Genomic DNA, 13259 nt, shown 5'->3' on the forward strand with positions numbered 1-13259 from the left:
GAATTTTTACAAATTCGACTTATTGCCAAAAAAAAAAATTAATATTCGAAATTTGTAAAAATCAGCTCCTGTCCGTCCGAAAGGCTAATGCCTTTCATCCTCCGCACTGCTCATATGCAAAGACGTTGTGTGCAATATGACCAAACGAAGAAAATAACCAATGAATTACAAAATCTTTAGCTTAATAATTGGATTTACGATTTGGCTTTTGGCAACAATAGCGTTTAGAGTTGCGGGTCAATATTTCTTTCTGACTGATAATCTCTTTGTCTTGATTGGACTCTACTTAGCTGTAATTCCATTTTTGGGATTTGTAGCTACTTGGTTTTTTAACAAGTACAAACTAGGAAAATTGGAATCTGCCCAATCAGCTGTAATTATGGTTCTACCAGGAATGATTTTAGACACATTTTGTATTGAGTTTTTTGCTAAGGTATTTCCAAATCTTCCAGAAACGGACGGAGCAACTTTCGGCTCTTGGCTTATGTGGGCTTATGCAACAGTTTTAGTTTTTGGACTAATCAGAAAAGACAAATAATGAAAGAGTTTTTTGCATTAGTAATTGGACTTCTTATAATACAAGCCTGTACAGTGAACAGAAATGTAATTGTAACTAAAGAAAAAATAGAAATTGTAAACCAAAAAGGCAAAACTAAAAAAGCTCGAAAATTGACATTTGAAAGTGAATTAGATTGTTCAGCAAAACAGATTTGGGACGCATATCAAAATTTTGACTTTATGAACAAAATATCCAAACCGAAAGGTAAATTAAAACCCAAGAAAGGATATCAAGTTCCAGAAAAATGGATTAAATCAAAAATCGATAGTTTTAATTTGACAGTTCTAGGATTTGTACCAATAGGAAGTCATTTCATTCGATGGGAAAAAATAGATGAAGAAAATTTTGTAATACAAACAAGAGAAAAAGGCGGATTTGTAAGTGTTTGGGATAATCGAATTGAAATAAAACCTACAAGCGATTCTACTTGTGTTTATAGAGATGAATTGGTTTTAAGAGCGGGGATTTTAACTGGATTTACAACCACTTGGGCGAAAGATTTTTATAAATATCGACATAAAAAATTGAAAGAATACTGCACACAACACGGTATATAAAAAATAGCGGTTTTAGTGCTTAAACAAAAGATAAGTAATAAAATAAAGGTCAATTATAAACCGAAATGTTAGTGCGTAAAATCCGCTACTTTTCATATACTAACCGTTGGCAAACATATGACCAAAACAATAAAAATTATCAATTCATTATTAATCGGATTTCTTTTAATTGGTTGTGCAAACAATAAAACAATTACCGAATTTGAAAGAATTTTAGGAAAAGAGAATAGCAAAACTCTGACATATCTTGTGCAAGATTTTGAAAATGATTTTTTGGCTGACGAATACCCGAATTTAGCAACTGACGAATCATACGAGAGATTTTTAGAGGAATTGATTGACGGAAATGGTCGTGTTTGGCAAGAAATATCGAATGAAAGTAGGGAGCGATTTGCTAAAAGCACTCTAAAATATGAAATCTATAGTGTTCCCGATTCTGTTTGGATTGAACGTGATACAAATAAATTGGAACTGAGTTATAGTAATATTCCGATGGTAAAAACACGACTTAAAGTTCTTATACCTGATGGGACTTTTGAATATAACTTTTCGGAATCTTCTTTTAATTATAAAGAACCGATTGACGAGGATTCTATTATTAAACAATATATGAATTACGTCAATGTAAATTATGTTGGCAGCTATGTCAGAGCCTTAAATTCAATTCCAAATAAATCACGATTCTTAGTAAATTATCTCAATATTAGAGATGCCGCAGGAATAATAAGTCCGGTAATTATTGCGAGTAGAATGTTAGATTCAAAAGTAGATTTTAATGATTATTTTATTAGAAGACTAATAGTGACTGAAATTGCATACTGAAAAAATACGTTTGTCAACAACGCATATAAGCAATGCGGGAGTTGTCGCTTAACCCAAAATTTGGGTATATTCAGAAGTCGCCGAATTTTTACAAATTCGACTTCTGCAGAAAAACAAAATAGAAGTATAATTTGTAAAAATCAGCTCGTGCGCTTCCGAAAGGCTTTCGCCTTTCTTCCTCCGCACTGCTCATATACAGAGACGTTGTAACACATTTAAGAAAAACATTGAGCGAATTAAAAAAACTAATAGATAGAATAGTTGAATTTGGTACAAATGAAAATCTTGTATCTGAAAATAAAGTTCTCGAAATCCAACAATTATTGGTCGGAATTTACGCTGAATATCTAAATGTAGAAACCGAATTTGATGACAAAGATTATGAAGAACCTTTGCGATTGGATTATGACGGATTAAGAAGTATTGTAAGTGAGCATTTTCCAGATTTTGGATGGTATCATTCTGTTTGGGAAAGTCACAAATTATTAGAAGATGCCGAATTAACAACTGGCGATGCAATTGATGATTTGACAGATATAGTTAAGGATTTAATTGAAGTTCAATGGAGATTAGAAAACAATAGTGAGAAAGATGGACTTTACCAATTTGAGTTTTTAATGAGATATCATTCTGAACAACACCTTGTGGATTTTCTAAAATATCTGAAAGACTATAATGGATAAAACTTTAAAGCAAAATAAAATAAAATGGACAAATGGAATGGCTATTGCAAGTTTTTGTCTTGTTGTATTAGTCTTTGTAATTGATAATCTAAAAGAACCACTATTGGGTTTGAAAGACGGTTACGCACCTCACAATTTTGGATTGAATATATTCATCATTGGACCTTCAATGTTGCTGTCTTTTATTTTGAGCGTAATTGTAGTCGTAAGAATTATAAAATATTGGAAGTTGTGGCCAAATCAAAAAAAGAAACTTGTAATTTTAGGACTTGCATTGCCAGCGATTATTGTTTATGCAAACCTATTGATTGTAATATTTAGCGCATAAAAAACGTGTTACAACAACGTATATAGCCCATAGCTAATTAGTTACTTAATCGAAGTTAATGCGTTTTTGGAAAGTCGCCAAATTTTTAAATTTGACGATTTCCAATAGAAAAGATAAATAGTAAAATTTAAAAATCTGGCTTGTGCTTAACGGAAATATTATCGCTAATTTACACGCTACGAGCCATATACAAAACCGTTGTAGTGCATTTGAGAGTAACCTAATGAAAATCAAGAAACTGATATTAATAATGGGAATTTTAAGTAGCGTTTTCGGATTTAGTCAAAACAAAAATCTAATTGAACTGACTTCAAATCAAGACGCTGAAGAAGGTTGGCAAGATTTAATTTTCACAATCACTAAAAAGGAAAAAATAGACAATGGATTTTGGAGTTTGACTTGTAAAGCAAAATATGAAAATCAGATTGTTGGACTAAAAATCAATATTGCGGACGGAATTCCAGCCGGAATTGTGAATAATGAGCTTGATAATACAAGATTTGTAGAAAACGGAATTGAAATACAATCAATCGGACCTGAAAGCGATAAGCTAATAAGTGTAATCTCTAAACTTTACGGACAATCTAAACAAACGAAATTCTCGACTGAAAAACTGACTTTCACAATATTTCCTTTAAACCGAGAAAACGCAACTTTAGAAAAAGGTCGATTTAAATTTAAGCTGTTTTTTGACGACAACAATGAGCAAAATCTATACGCTGAATTTTATCTAAATCCTGACTTAAAAAACGGAACTATCGAATTGAATGAAAAGGATGAGGAATATCGCCAGAATATTGTAAAACTGTTATCTGAAAAATGAAAAAACGCACTACAACAATGTATAACCGCAATTACGGCGGATTCGACTACGTCCGAATCCACTCGGAATTGCTAACGTCAGTGCTTAACCGAAAACTAACGCATATTAACCCGTAACTGACGGTTATACGAGACCGTTGTGTGTAATTACCACTCAAACCAAAAAGTATCCAACATTTGAAAATCCGTATAAGGAATTAAGACTACTACTACCCGACCTTTGTCTTATAATTTTAATCTTAAAAAAAATAGACAAAATGAATACAAATCAATTTGGTAAAAAAGGTTGGACACCAGACAGAATTGAAAAATTAAATGGTAAAACATACGTCATAACAGGAACTACAAGCGGAACAGGATTTGAAGCAGCGAAAATATTACTATCAAAAGGAGCTAAAGTTGTAATGCTTAATAGAAACCCAAAGAAAGCAGAAGACACCATTAAAACTTTAAAGCAAGAACTTGGAAATCATATAGACGTTGTAGCTATAAAAATGGATTTGGCTGTACAAGATTCAGTAAAAAAAGCAGCAGAAGAAGTTATAAAAACAGTTCCTCAAATCAATGCACTTATTTGCAATGCAGCAATTGCCCAAGTACCTAAACAAACATTAACAGTAGATGGATGGGAGAGTCAAATGGGAACGAATTACTACGGAAATTTTACGCTTCAAGCATTATTGTTCCCACTTATTGAAAAATCCAAAGGTCGAATTGTAACTGTAGGAAGTTTGGGATATGACATGGGAATTAAAACAATCAAATTTGACGATTTGAATTGGAATAAAGATTACACACCTAATAACGCTTATAGTCAAAGCAAATTAGCTCAAATTATGTCTATCTATGAACTACAGGAAAGATTAAAAAAAGTAGATAAATCAGATATTAAAGCATATGCTTGTCATCCTGGTTCTTCAAGAACCAACTTAATAAATTCAAGTGGTAGCCCTTTGATGAAATTCATCTTTAATCTAATGAAATTGTCGCCATTAACACAATCGGCTGAAAAAGGTGCTTATCCGCAATTGATGTGTGCTACAGAGCCTAATTTAGACCAAAGTAGTTTTTATGGTCCAACAGGAAGAAATAATTGGACTGGTCCAGTTGGAGCACATAAATTAGAATCACACGCAAAAGATAAGGTCGTATCAAATAAATTATGGGAACTTTCGGAAAAAGAAACAGGTATAAAATGGAATATATAAATTTGTATAATGGAGCACTTTAAAACATTATCGACTTATCTAGATTATTTAGAACTACCGAGACCTGAACATCCAATGTTGAGTGTTTTCAACTCAAAAGGAGATGGTTATTTACCTTGTCCAAAAGAAAGTTCGCCACCAATTACAAACGATTGCTATTCCATCAGCTTAAAGAAATTTGTAAAAGGCGACTTAAACTACGGACGTACAAAATATGATTTTACCAATGGAGCTTTAATTTTCATTGCACCAAGGCAAATTCTACAATGGGATAGTAGCGTGGTTTTTGAGCGAAAAGGCTTTTCAATAAACTTCCACGAAGATTTTTTGAAAGGAACAGATTTAGCACAACAAATAAAAAAATATGGTTTCTTTTCCTATTCAGTAAATGAAGCATTACATCTTTCGCCAAAAGAAGAAAAGCAAATAGAATCGATAGTTGAAAATATTGAAATAGAATATCATAACAACCAAGATGAGTTTAGCAAAGAAATTATCATTTCTCAATTTAGTACGCTTTTTAAGTATGCCAATCGATTTTATGAAAGACAGTTTTTGAATAGAAAAGAATTATCAAATAACTTGCTGGAGCGATTTAATCTACAATTATCTGAATATTTTGAATTAGGACTACTACAAGAAAAAGGTATTCCAAACATAGAACAAATAGCTAATAAAATGTCAGTTTCTCAACGCTATTTAAGTGATACACTAAAAAAAGAAACAGGAAAAACGACTACCGAACATTTACACTTGCGTTTAATCGATGAAGCAAAGAATATTTTATTGAAACCGAACAAAAGTATTTCGGAAGTAGCATACGAGTTGGGATTTGAATATCCGCAATATTTCTCACGATTATTTAAAAAGAAAGAAGGTATAAGTCCTACGGAATACAGAGAAAAATATAAACTAAACTAAAATGGAACTATTAAAATTAGCCACAGAGTGGGCAAAAGCTGAAGTATTCTCAACACGTTTTTTTATCTTTTTTGCGATTGGTTTTTTAATTGCAAGTATTGGGTTTTGGCAATTAGGGAAAACAGATTTAGCAAGGGCTTATATCATTCCAACATTAGTTGCAGGCATATTACTTTTGATAATTGGTAGCGGTCTTAATTACACCAACATTCAAAGAGTTAAACAATTTGAAAAGGATTTTAATATCGATACATCTGCCTTTTATCAATCCGAAATTGAACGTTCTGAAAGCACTTTAAAGGAATATACAGTTGTATTTAAAGTAATTCCAATTTTAATTATAGTAGCAACATTATTAATTCTGTTTGTTAATACACCAACTTGGAGAGCAATTAGCATTACAACCATTGCAATGCTAATAGTCATTTTATTAGTTGACGGAACTGCACACTCAAGAATAGAAAGCTACCACAAAGAATTAAAGTTAGTGGATATCCAAAAAGGAATTAAAAAATAACTACACACAACAAAGAACTGAGGTGAAAAACAACTCTTTTCTTCATTAAATTTTGACATTATAATGCCATACTCAGAGATTCGCTTTTGTGATTCTTTGAGTTTTTTTTATGCTATTTTTTTCTACTTATCTAGGTAAGATAGAAACGTATGTTTCGTCGTAAGGTCTTCCCGATTTTGCTATAGCAAAACATTGTTTAATTAACTTATTTACAACTGCAATTAAGGCTAACTTTTTGCTTTTTCCTTTGCTTACTATTCGCTCATAAAGTTCTCTGCAAGCTTTGTTGTGTTTGGAAGCATTAAAGGAACATAAGAACAACAAATTACGAAGTTTCCTATTACCTACCTTACTTATTCGTGCCTTGCCTCTAACACTGCTACCAGACTCTCTTATCGTTGGTGTAATCCCCACATAACTGCACAACTGAGAAGCGGTTTCAAATTTTGAAAAACCATCTGTAACTATAATTAAAAATAATGCTGTCTTTTGGCCTATGCCTGGTACACTAGTTAATAAAGTTAGTTGTTGCTGCTGATCCTCTTTAACTAATGAAAGAATCTTTGCTTCAATAGCTTTTATCTCAATATCATAGTGTTTCTTGTTTCTTCTTAAAGCTCGATAAGTAAACTTAGAAGGTATGCCTAGAACCTCTTCTCCGTGCATCTTATTCTTTGTGGCTGTACGGTGCTTTATAAAATTATCTAATACTCTAAATAATTGTAAACATTCACTCTGCATATCTGTTAGCGCAGTATATAAAGGGACTTCATTAAGCACCCCATATTCACAAATCATCTTTGCATCACTTTTATCTGTCTTTACTTTTGCTAGTTTCATCTGTATAAAACGCTTTACAGATAAAGGATTTACTACAGAGACGACTGTTCCATTCTTGTAAAGAAACTGTGCAAGTCGATAATGATAATATCCTGTAACTTCCATTACAACTAAAGATGCTTTAGGCAAATCTTTTAGAAATTTCGTAAACCCAGTCGCATCATTTTTGTACTGATTATGGCCAGAAGTACTACCGTGAACATCAAAGACATCTTTGCTAATGTCAACTCCAAAAGTTTCTTTATATTTATTCATATAAATTGATTTATGAAAGAACTAGCTACTAGTAGTACATCGACTTGAAAACGAGATCTAAAGTCTCACAGAACTGATCGTAATTAAAGTAGTAAAAGAGAGCGGATTATCAATGTTGTCGAAGTCTAAGCTTCACCGTATATAGTAACCTTAATGCGCTCTTTTGTTCTTTCTGATTAATAATTAAAACTACCTATTTTAATAGAAATCAAACTTAAGACGTATATAATTTATTGCTAGTTCTAGCCTACTTACGAAAATCCTCGCGGATTTTCTATTCGGTTTTTATTTGCTAAATTTAGTGCTTAAACCACGCAACAAACCATATACAAACACGTTGTGCATAATGCGGAAAATCGTTCTAAATATCAACATTTGAACTAAAAAAGCCAACCGCACAAACAGCACATTTATTTTTTCCAGCCACAAAAAGCCAACACTTAAAAAAAATAAAAGAGCTGTTTTTAGCCAACGCTCAAAACGGAATGCAAAACAGAATTAAGAAATGACTTTGCAATACCATTGCATTAATAATTCTCTATCTTTGTGACAATGAAATTTATCACTATCATATTATCTTTATTAATACTTGTTTTGTCAATAAAACCTTGTTCTGACGGAAATAATGCCGAAGACCAACACCAAGACGAAATAACTGCTGAACACAATCATCAAAATGATAGCGATGATACTTGTCCAATAACTTGTATTTGTAATTGTTGCGGAATCGCAATTACATATCAACCAATTCAAACTTTTGAATTAGGTAATAACAATCAAATTTCTACAGTAATTCTATCTGCTTATCAATCAATATACAGATTTAATTTTCATTCCAATATCTGGCAACCGCCTCAATTGATTAGCTAATTTATCGACCAAAAGTCAAAAAATTTTAGTTAATTAATTTTTACATTTTCAATGAATAAATACATATTGAGCGCAATGCTCACAATCATAATGTGCTTTTCTATAAAAGCGCAAACATCTGATATACAAATAAAAGTAGTTTCAGAATCCGAAAACGAACCGTTATTAGGAGCAACAGTATATTTTGAGGAATTAGAAAAAGGAGCAGTAACCGATTTTGACGGAATTGCAACTTTTACAGAAATTCCAAACGGAGAACATATTATAATAATTTCATATTTAGGTTTTGAAACCTTAAAAACTACTATTCTAATCCCTAATAATTCAGATTTAATTTTCAAATTAAAAAGTGGTGGAAACGAATTGGACGAAGTTGTATTGCAATCTTCAAGAAGTACAAGAACGGTAAGAAAAATTCCAACAAGAATAGAATATATTGGTGCAGAAGAGTTAGGAGAAAAAGCCATAATGAATCCCACTAATATCTCAATGGTACTTCGTGAAAGCACAGGAATTCAAATGCAACAAACTTCTTTAAGTAGCGGAAGTACAAATATTAGAATTCAAGGACTCGATGGACGTTACACACAACTTTTAAGAGATGGATTTCCTCTTTATGGAGGTTTTTCAAGTGGTTTGAGCATATTACAAATTCCACCTTTGGACTTGCAACAGTTTGAAATTATTAAAGGAAGTTCTTCAACACTATATGGTGGAGGAGCAATCGCAGGATTGATAAATATGGTTTCAAAAACACCAGACGAAGAACCAGCTTTAGATATTATGCTAACGCAAACCCAAGCATTAGGAAGTACAGCAAATGTATTTTACAGCAAACGAAATGAGAAATTTGGTGTTTCACTTTACGGTTCTGGTCATTCTCAAAAAGTATACGACCCAGAAAATGATGGTTTTAGTAATTTACCAAAAACAACATCAATTTCATTCAACCCAAAATTCTTTTATTATCCATCAGAAAAAACAAGCTTTTGGATTGGTTTAAATGGAACTTACGATGACAGAATTGGTGGAGATGTAACAAAAATTGAAAGTGGAGAAAATGGAATTCATCAATATACTGAAGAAAATATCTCAAAAAGAGTAAGCAGTCAAGCAGTTTATAAAACACAAATAGATTCAATAAGCTCTTTAAACATAAAAAATAGTGTTTCCTTTTTCGATAGAAACCTTACTATTCCAGATTTTAATTTTGACGGTAAACAAATCAACACGTTTACAGAAGTTACCTATCAAAAAGCAACTTCAAAAGCTGATTGGATTTTTGGTGCAAACTTATATACATCAAACTTTGATGAGAATGATAACGCAACTTTACAACGTGACCAAACAGATATAACTTATGGAATGTTTGCAAACAATATTTATGACCTTTCAGATAATTGGATTTTAGAAACTGGATTGAGAGCAGATTACAATACGGATTTTGGATTTTTTCCACTTCCAAGAATTTCATTATTGTATAAAAATGACAATGGATTTTCAAGTAGAATTGGTGGTGGTTTAGGCTACAAAATACCTGATATTTTCACAGAGGAAGCAGAATTTATAAATTTCGAAAATGTACTTGGTATAGATAAATCAAACTTAAAAGCCGAACGTTCTTATGGTTTAAATCTTGATTTTAATTATAAAACTCGTCTATTCGAGAGTATAGGTTTTTCAATTAATCAGCTTTTTTACGTTTCTGCAATAAACAACGGTTTATTATTAAATAGTACAGATAACGGATTGTTTGCATTTGAAAATGCAACCGACGAAATTTTAAGCAAAGGAGCAGAAACAAATATAAAGTTTACATACAAAGACTTTCGATGGTTTTTAAATTATGCGCTAATAGATACAAAATTGAACTATTTGGCAGGAAATCCGCAAAAGCCTTTAACGGCAAAACATAACGCAGGAAGCGTGTTGATGTATGAATCTGAAAAATGGCGAATAGGTTATGAAACATTTTATACTGGAAAGCAATTTTTATCAAACGGAACTGAAACAACGGACTTTGTAACAATGGGTTTACTATTAATGCGTAATTTTAAATTTGGTAGTGCATTTGTGAACTTTGAAAATTTCACAGATAGAAGACAAAGTAGGTTCTCACCATTGGTTTTACCACCACACGAAAATCCTATATTTCCAGAAATATATGCACCAACAGATGGATTTATATTTAGTGTAGGTATAATAATTAAACCATTTGGAAACGAAGACCACGATTAATTATGCAAACAATAGAAGAATTATTAGAATCTAAAAATATTCGTGTAACAGCAATGCGTTTGTTAATCTACAAGTTCCTTGCAGAAAAGCAAATTGCTGTTACATTAAGCGATATAGAAAATGCTTTTGAGAAAGCAGATAGAACAACGTTGTACAGAACCGTCAAAACATTTGAAGAAAAAGATATTGTACATCAAATAGACGATGGTACAGGTATTACAAAATATGCTTTGTGTGAAAAAGGTTGTAATTGCGAACTTGAAACCGATTTACATTTGCATTTTCATTGTAATAACTGTAACGAAACCGTTTGTTTAACAGAACATAAAATCCCTCAAATTAAAGTGCCTGATGGTTTTGTTTCAGAAAACGTAAACTTGGTTGTAAAAGGAATTTGTGATAAATGTAGTGGTCAGTAATTGCACTTCCATTGCATTGATTTTTAGAGCAATTTTACATCAAATTAGAAACTATGCTACTATTCGCTTATTTTATATTGTATTTTTTATTGGTATTTGTGTTAAGGTCTATTTTGCTTTGGAAAAAAACAGGAATAAATCCGTTAACATTTAAAAAGACAGACAATGCTCACGATTATAATGGTAAGGTTTTTAAATTTATAACAGTTTTTGAGCTTATAGTAGCAGGAATCTATGCTTTCAAAAATGGGTGGTATGAATATTTACTTCCGTTTTGGTATTTAGAAAATCCTATTTTACAAAAGATTGGTTGGATATTTTTGTTTGTATCATTGATTTTGGTATGGATTTCTCAAAGCCAAATGTCAACTTTTTGGAGAATTGGAATTGATGAAGAAAATAAAACTAAATTAGTAACAAATGGAATGTTTTCAATTTCAAGAAACCCAATTTTTTTAGGAATAATGATTGCGAATATTGGCCTATTTCTTGTAATTCCGAATGCATTTACTTTGCTCATAATCTCATTATCTACTTTAAGCGTGAATACACAAATAAGATTAGAGGAAGAATTTTTAAAGCGTGAATTTGGAAATGAATATATAAAATACGCGGAAAAAGTGAGAAGATGGATTTAAACTAAAAACATAGCATTGCCAACGCTCAAAGCCATACACATTTCCAGTCGCATCAACCACGCTTCACCCAAACTGTAAAAGAGTATGTCTTGCCAATGCTCAATCCGAACTAAACAACAAAAATCGAAAAACCAAGCAGGACGTGAAAAGCACTATGCACAACAATGTATATAAAACATAGCTATTATAGGCTTTCCAAGAGGTTTTTGCTTATTTATTAAGACCGACAAATTTTTATTTTTGTATATTTAGAAATTAAAATATAAACATAAAAAATAAAAATTCGGCTCGTGTTTAATCCGAAACGATAGTGTCATTTTAGACGCTACGTTTTATATACGGAGACGTTAGCCACCATTATGAAAAAAATTCTGCCATCATTAATATTTTGTGTTTTTGTTTTAATTTCGTGCAATAAAAATAGGTTAAGCGATACGTCTTGGTTAGTTACAAAATCATATCCAATTCCAGCAGACAACGAAAATTCTATATTAGACGGCACAATTTTCCATTTCAAAAATAATTCAGTTGATATCAGCGACATTTATCTAAATGAAAGTGAAGATTTTAAATTTAAAATTTCAAAAAATCAAATCACAATTGATAATAGTACCAATCTTAAAATTGTTAAAGAATATAGTGATAGCATCATAATTGATTATAAAAATGAAGCAAGAATTAAACTCATAAAATTACAAGGCCAAAGTGCAGAACTAATTGACTTGAGAACTAACAATTGGAAACTGATGTTTGACAACTCAAAATACTATGAGTTTAACTCTAAGTTGATTTTGACCGATTCAACATTTTTTAAGGAGCCAAATTCCAAGATGGCTTTGAAGAAAAATTTAAACAAAGATAGATTCGACAGGTTAGTAGAGAAATGGAACTTCAAAAATATTAATGGAAGCTACGTTTTTGCAATTACTAATGGTCAAGCTTTTGATAGTTTCTTTAAAGTTAGTGGCACACCACAAGATTCAATTTTAAATGTAGAATGTTTAAATTGTAACGATATAATTAAGGCTAAATTGATTAAAGAAAAGAATCTTACGGAAATAGAAAGAAATAAGATTTTATCAAAATTATCAGATTCTAAATGGAAAGTTAGCCAAATAATAGATTTAGACACTATATCTGTCTCTAACATAACAGATTCTGGTTTTATTCCTTATAATTCATTAATTGAAAAACAACTGACCTTTGAATTTTTAAATGATAAATCATACTTAATTCAAGGAAAAACAAGCACCAAAATTTCTGGAAATTGGCGCTTATCATCAAGTGGTAATGAGATAATATTAAGTGATGGTAAATCAGTAAGTGATTATATTGATATTCTATCAATAGAAAATGATTTTATAGAAATCGGTAATTTAAATTGGTTCAGTCTGAATGATAGCTATCAAGAATTAGAAATATATTATAAATTAAGATTGAGAAATAACGGTGGCTAACAAAGAACTGAGGTAAAAAACAACTCTTTTCTTCATTAAATTTTGACATTATAATGCCATACTCAGAGATTCGCTTTTGTGATTCTTTGAGTTTTTTTTATGCTATTTTTTTCTACTTATTTAGG

General features: G+C 31.3%; 15 protein-coding genes. 14 read left to right on the forward strand and 1 reads right to left on the reverse strand.

The features are described 5' to 3' along the window. The first annotated feature begins 160 nt into the window (after nucleotides 1-160). The 9 genes from GBH57_RS15705 (at nucleotide 161) to GBH57_RS15745 (ending at nucleotide 6417) form a co-directional block, all read left to right on the forward strand. Nucleotides 161-538 carry a DUF5367 family protein gene (locus tag GBH57_RS15705; RefSeq protein WP_151675454.1) on the forward strand — a complete coding sequence of 126 codons (378 nt, stop codon included), beginning with the start codon at nucleotides 161-163 and terminating at the stop codon, nucleotides 536-538. Next, entirely contained in the window at nucleotides 538-1116 is a 579-nt protein-coding gene (locus tag GBH57_RS15710; RefSeq protein ID WP_151675455.1) for an Rv1443c family protein, read from the forward strand. The genes GBH57_RS15705 and GBH57_RS15710 overlap by 1 nt, the downstream gene beginning before the upstream one ends. 117 nt (nucleotides 1117-1233) lie before the next feature. Then, nucleotides 1234-1938, forward strand: coding sequence for a hypothetical protein (locus GBH57_RS15715; RefSeq protein ID WP_151675456.1), 705 nt, complete (start codon nucleotides 1234-1236; stop codon nucleotides 1936-1938). Nucleotides 1939-2165: 227 nt separating this feature from the next. After that, nucleotides 2166-2621, forward strand: coding sequence for a DUF5063 domain-containing protein (locus GBH57_RS15720; RefSeq protein WP_151675457.1), 456 nt, complete (start codon nucleotides 2166-2168; stop codon nucleotides 2619-2621). Further along, nucleotides 2614-2949, forward strand: coding sequence for a hypothetical protein (locus GBH57_RS15725; protein ID WP_151675458.1), 336 nt, complete (start codon nucleotides 2614-2616; stop codon nucleotides 2947-2949). The genes GBH57_RS15720 and GBH57_RS15725 overlap by 8 nt, the downstream gene beginning before the upstream one ends. A 223-nt stretch (nucleotides 2950-3172) precedes the next feature. Next, nucleotides 3173-3772: a hypothetical protein gene (locus GBH57_RS16175; RefSeq protein WP_208997626.1), complete on the forward strand. Its 600-nt coding sequence runs from the start codon at nucleotides 3173-3175 to the stop codon at nucleotides 3770-3772. A gap of 256 nt (nucleotides 3773-4028) precedes the next feature. After that, a complete protein-coding gene (locus GBH57_RS15735; protein ID WP_151675459.1) occupies nucleotides 4029-4979 on the forward strand; it encodes an SDR family oxidoreductase in 951 nt (316 codons plus the stop codon). Between the two features lie 9 nt (nucleotides 4980-4988). After that, on the forward strand, nucleotides 4989-5900 hold the full coding sequence (locus tag GBH57_RS15740; protein ID WP_151675460.1) for a helix-turn-helix domain-containing protein: 912 nt from the start codon (nucleotides 4989-4991) through the stop codon (nucleotides 5898-5900). A 1-nt stretch (nucleotide 5901) separates the two neighbouring features. Beyond that, on the forward strand, nucleotides 5902-6417 hold the full coding sequence (locus GBH57_RS15745) for a hypothetical protein (RefSeq protein WP_151675461.1): 516 nt from the start codon (nucleotides 5902-5904) through the stop codon (nucleotides 6415-6417). Between the two features lie 126 nt (nucleotides 6418-6543). Here GBH57_RS15745 and GBH57_RS15750 read toward each other — a convergent pair whose 3' ends face one another. Further along, nucleotides 6544-7512, reverse strand: coding sequence for an IS110 family RNA-guided transposase (locus GBH57_RS15750; protein WP_151675462.1), 969 nt, complete (start codon nucleotides 7510-7512; stop codon nucleotides 6544-6546). 552 nt (nucleotides 7513-8064) lie between these two features. On the opposite strand from GBH57_RS15750, the gene GBH57_RS15755 reads away from it, so the two are divergent. From GBH57_RS15755 to GBH57_RS15775, 5 genes are all read left to right on the forward strand, one after another. After that, nucleotides 8065-8382, forward strand: a complete 318-nt coding sequence (locus GBH57_RS15755) for a DUF6660 family protein (RefSeq protein ID WP_151675463.1) — start codon at nucleotides 8065-8067, stop codon at nucleotides 8380-8382. 75 nt (nucleotides 8383-8457) lie between these two features. Further along, on the forward strand, nucleotides 8458-10620 hold the full coding sequence (locus tag GBH57_RS15760; RefSeq protein WP_235904733.1) for a TonB-dependent receptor: 2163 nt from the start codon (nucleotides 8458-8460) through the stop codon (nucleotides 10618-10620). Between the two features lie 2 nt (nucleotides 10621-10622). Further along, on the forward strand, nucleotides 10623-11039 hold the full coding sequence (locus GBH57_RS15765; RefSeq protein WP_151675465.1) for a Fur family transcriptional regulator: 417 nt from the start codon (nucleotides 10623-10625) through the stop codon (nucleotides 11037-11039). A gap of 113 nt (nucleotides 11040-11152) precedes the next feature. Then, nucleotides 11153-11677: a methyltransferase family protein gene (locus GBH57_RS15770; RefSeq protein WP_235904734.1), complete on the forward strand. Its 525-nt coding sequence runs from the start codon at nucleotides 11153-11155 to the stop codon at nucleotides 11675-11677. Nucleotides 11678-12036: 359 nt separating this feature from the next. Further along, a complete protein-coding gene (locus GBH57_RS15775; protein WP_151675467.1) occupies nucleotides 12037-13134 on the forward strand; it encodes a hypothetical protein in 1098 nt (365 codons plus the stop codon). Nucleotides 13135-13259 lie beyond the last annotated feature (125 nt).

It is taken from the genome of Patiriisocius marinus (assembly GCF_008974325.1).
GTDB classification, from domain to species: Bacteria; Bacteroidota; Bacteroidia; order Flavobacteriales; family Flavobacteriaceae; genus Patiriisocius; species Patiriisocius marinus.